The following is a 4207-nucleotide window of genomic DNA, read 5'->3' on the forward strand; positions in this document are numbered from 1 at the left end:
CGGGTGGGATCGTCCGGCGTGGGCGAGGCGTTGTCGGACCTGCGGCATCAGCTGGCGGAGCTCCTGGTGCACGAGCACGCCCCGCTGGCCCTGGCGCAGCAGGCCAGCGGAGTGCCGGGTGACAGCCCACTGTTCACCTCGATCTTCAACTACCGGCACAGCCGGAGGGTGAGGCCGGAGCCCGGCCAGGAAGGTGGCACCAGGACCCAGGGTATAAGGACGGAGTTCGCACGGGATGCGACCAGCTACCCCGTGAGCGTGGCCGTCGACGACTACGGGACCGGATTCGGCCTGACCGTCGATGCGGTGACCCCGGCAGACCCGGCGCAGCTGTGCATCCTGCTGCGCACCTGCCTGCAGAATCTCGTGACCGCACTGGGCAGCGCGCCCGACACCCATTTGCCGGCGGTGGAGGTCCTCGAAGCCGACGAAAGACGGCGGCTCCTTGTGGAGTGGAACGACGCTTCGAGCGTGGTTCCGGAAGCGAACGTGCCCGAGCTGATCGCGCAGCGGGCGGCGGTCTCCCCGGACGCCGTCGCCGTTGTCTGCGACGGGGAGGAACTGTCGTACGCCGAGCTGGACACGCGGGCCAACCGCCTTGCGAACTACCTGCGGGAACAGGGCGTCGGCACGGAGTCCGTGGTGGGACTGTGCCTCCCCCGTGGGACGGAGATCGTCACGGCGATCCTCGGCGTGTGGCGCGCTGGAGCAGCCTACGTGCCGCTGGACCCGGAGTATCCGGCTGAGCGGTTGTCGTACATCGTCGCCGACAGCGGAGCGCGTCTCGTGGTCGGCCTGAAGGAGCTGACGCGAGAACTGGCCGCTCCCGGCGTGCGGCTGCTGAACCTGGACGATACGCAGGTGGCCGACTCAGTGGCGGGGGCAGCGGCGAAGGCGCCCGAAGTCACCCACGACGCAGCTCAGTTGGCGTACATCATCTATACGTCGGGATCGACGGGGCAGCCCAAGGGTGTGCAGGCCACCCATGGCGGCATGGCGAACCTCGCGCTGGCTTTGGCGCCGACTCTGGGCGCGGCCCCCGGAGTTCGGGTCCTGCAGTTCGCGTCGTTCAGCTTCGACGCTTCGGTGCTCGACGTGGCGGCGACACTGACGGCCGGTGCCACGTTGATCGTGGCCACGACGGCGGAGCGGGCCGATACAGCGCTGTTGACCGGCATGATCCGCGACACGGGTGTGAGGTCGGCCAGTGTCGTGCCTTCCCTGCTGGCGGTGCTGGATCCGGCGGACCTGACGGACGTCTCCTCGATCGTGGTGGGCGCCGAGCCGATCTCGCCGGAGCAGGCCATGCTGTGGGGTGCCGACCGGTGCCTGGTGCACGCCTACGGGCCGACCGAGTCGACGGTGATCGTCACGACCGGCCGAATCGAAGGTCCGGATCCCGTCGTGACGATGGGCTCGCCGCTCGCCAACACGCGGGTCTTCGTGCTGGATGCCTCCCTGAACCCGGCGCCCGTGGGTGTCGCGGGCGAGTTGTACATCGCCGGCGCCCAGCTGGCGCGCGGATACGCGGGCCGCGGCGCTCTGACTGCGGAGCGCTTCGTCGCGTGCCCGTTCTCGGCGACCGGCGAACGGATGTACCGCACCGGTGACCTGGTGCGCTGGACGGCGGACGGCCGACTGCTGTTCGCGGGGCGTGCCGACGAGCAGGTCAAGATCCGTGGATTCCGGGTGGAGCCGGGTGAGGTGGCGGCCGTGCTGTCCGCCTGCACGGGTGTGGCGCAGGTCGCGGTGGTCGCCAGGGAGGACATGGCGGACGAGAAACGTCTCGTCGCCTACGTGGTCCCTGCCGCCGACGATGCCGGAGCAACGGAACTCACCATGTCTCTGAAGCAGTTCGCGGCGGATCGGCTGCCGGAGTACATGGTGCCGTCCGCGGTCGTCGTATTGGGCGCGTTGCCGCTGACGGCGAACGGGAAGCTGGATCGCAGGGCGCTGCCGGCCCCCGACTATGCCGCGGCGCTCACCGGCGTGAGCCGCGCACCCTCCACTCCCCAGGAGGAGATCCTTTGCGGGGCGTTCGCCCAGGTTCTCGGGTTGCCCGAGGTGGGCGTGGACGACGACTTCTTCGTGCTGGGCGGCCACTCGCTGCTGGCGACCCGGTTGGTGAGCCGAGTGCGGGCACTGCTGGGTGTGGAATTGCCCCTGCGGACGCTGTTCGACGCGCCGACACCGGCAGGAGTCGCCGCCCGTCTGAACGCAGAGGGCGGGGCTCGACCCGCGCTCACGCCGATGCGCCGTCCGGAGCGGCCACCGCTCTCGTACGCGCAACAACGGCTCTGGTTCATCGCGCAGTTGGAGGGGCCGAGTCCGACTTACAACATTCCCACAGCGCTGCGCCTGACCGGCACCGTGGACCGGGCAGCCCTGAGCCAGGCGCTGCGGGACGTGATCGGACGCCACGAAGTACTGCGCACCGTGTTCCCCACCGCCGACGGCCGGCCCTATCAGCGAGTCCTGTCCGTCGAGGAGAGTGGATTCGGCCTCACCGTCACCGAGGTGACGCAGGAGGAGCTGGCCGCTGCGGTGGCAGCCGAGTCACGGCGCGGTTTCGACCTGGCCTCGGAAGTCCCCCTGCGGACCACGCTGTTCGACTGCGGTCCGGATGAGCAAGTGCTGGTACTGGTGCTGCATCACATCGCCGGAGACGGTTGGTCGACGGTTCCCCTGGCACGGGACCTGACATCCGCCTACGCGGCGCGGGTAGAAGGCCGGGCACCGGAGTGGACCCCTCTGCCGGTGCAGTACGCGGACTACGCCTTGTGGCAGGGCGAGCTGCTGGGCACGGAGGACGATCCGCACAGCCCGCTGGCCGCGCAACTCGGTTACTGGCGCGAGCAGCTGGCCGGGCTGCCCGAGGAGCTGGATCTCCCCTTGGACCGGCCACGTCCGGCAGTGCCATCGCACCGTGGGCATCGGGTGCCACTCAAGATCACCGCCGAACTGCACGCCGAAATAGCCAAGGTGGCGCGCGCCGAGGGCGTGACGGTGTTCATGGTGCTGCAGGCAGGGCTGGCCGTGCTGCTTTCGCGCCTCGGCGCGGGCACGGATATCCCCATCGGTTCGGCGATCGCCGGGCGCACCGACGAAGCCCTGGACGACATGGTCGGGTGCTTTCTGAACACGCTGGTGATGCGTACCGATCTCTCGGGCAACCCCACCTTCACCGATGTGCTTTCCCGGGTGCGAGAGACTGGTCTCGGCGCCTTCGCGCATCAGGATGTACCGTTCGAGCGGCTGGTGGAGGAGCTGGCCCCGGCCCGCACGCTCGCCAGGCACCCACTGTTCCAGGTGATGTTCACGTTGCAGAACACCGCCCGAGCGGTCCTCGACATGCCCGGGGTGCGGACCGGTGGGCTGCCGGCCGCGGCCGGAACGCCGTCGGACACGACGACGGTGAAGTTCGACCTGGAAGTCACCGCCATCGAGGCGTTCGACGCGGAGGGAAACCCGGCCGGACTGCGCGGCGAGATCGTCGCAGCGGCCGATCTGTTCGACGTGGATTCGGTTGAACGACTCGCGCAGCGGTGGGCGCGCGTCCTGGAGTCTTTGACCGGTGCGCCGGATCTGCCGCTGGGCGCGGTGGAGGTGCTGGGCGCTGACGAACGCAGGCAGTTGATCGACGGATGGAACGACACCGCCGTCGCGCTGCCCGAGACGCTCGTGCCGGGGCTGATCGCGGAGCGTGCGGCTGCCGATCCCACGGCGGTGGCGGTGGTGTGCGACGGAGTCGAACTGTCGTATGCGGAGCTGGAGGAACAGGCGAACCGGCTGGCCCACTTCCTGGCAGGTCAAGGAGTCCGGGCTCGCAGCGTCGTGGGGCTGTGCCTGCCGCGCGGGGTGGACATGGTGACCGCCATCCTCGGCGTCTGGAAGGTGGGGGCGGCGTATGTGCCGCTGGATCCGGAGTATCCGTCCGAGCGGCTTGCCTTCATGGCCGCTGATGCTGGAGCCGCAGTCGTGGTCGGTATCGGCGACTCGGCACTGGGGCTGAGTGAGTCGCATGTGGTGCTGCTGGATGATCCCGCGGTGGTCGCCTCGTTGGCTGCCGCACCGGTCACCGCACCGGAAGCGACGATTCATCCGGCTCAGTCGGCGTATGTGATTTATACGTCGGGTTCGACGGGGCGGCCGAAGGGTGTGCAGGCCACGCATGGTGGTCTGGTGAATCTGGCGGTGGCGTTGGGGC

1 protein-coding gene is annotated in these 4207 nt (G+C 69.3%); it reads left to right on the forward strand.

What is annotated here, in order from left to right; translation table 11 throughout:
- Positions 1-258: 258 nt before the first annotated feature.
- Positions 259-4207, forward strand: a 3949-nt coding sequence (locus ABZX30_RS37755) for an amino acid adenylation domain-containing protein (RefSeq protein ID WP_355942874.1), incomplete at its 3' end; no start/stop codon positions are given.

The organism is Streptomyces sp. NPDC004542 (assembly GCF_040610035.1).
Classification (GTDB): Bacteria; Actinomycetota; Actinomycetes; order Streptomycetales; family Streptomycetaceae; genus Streptomyces.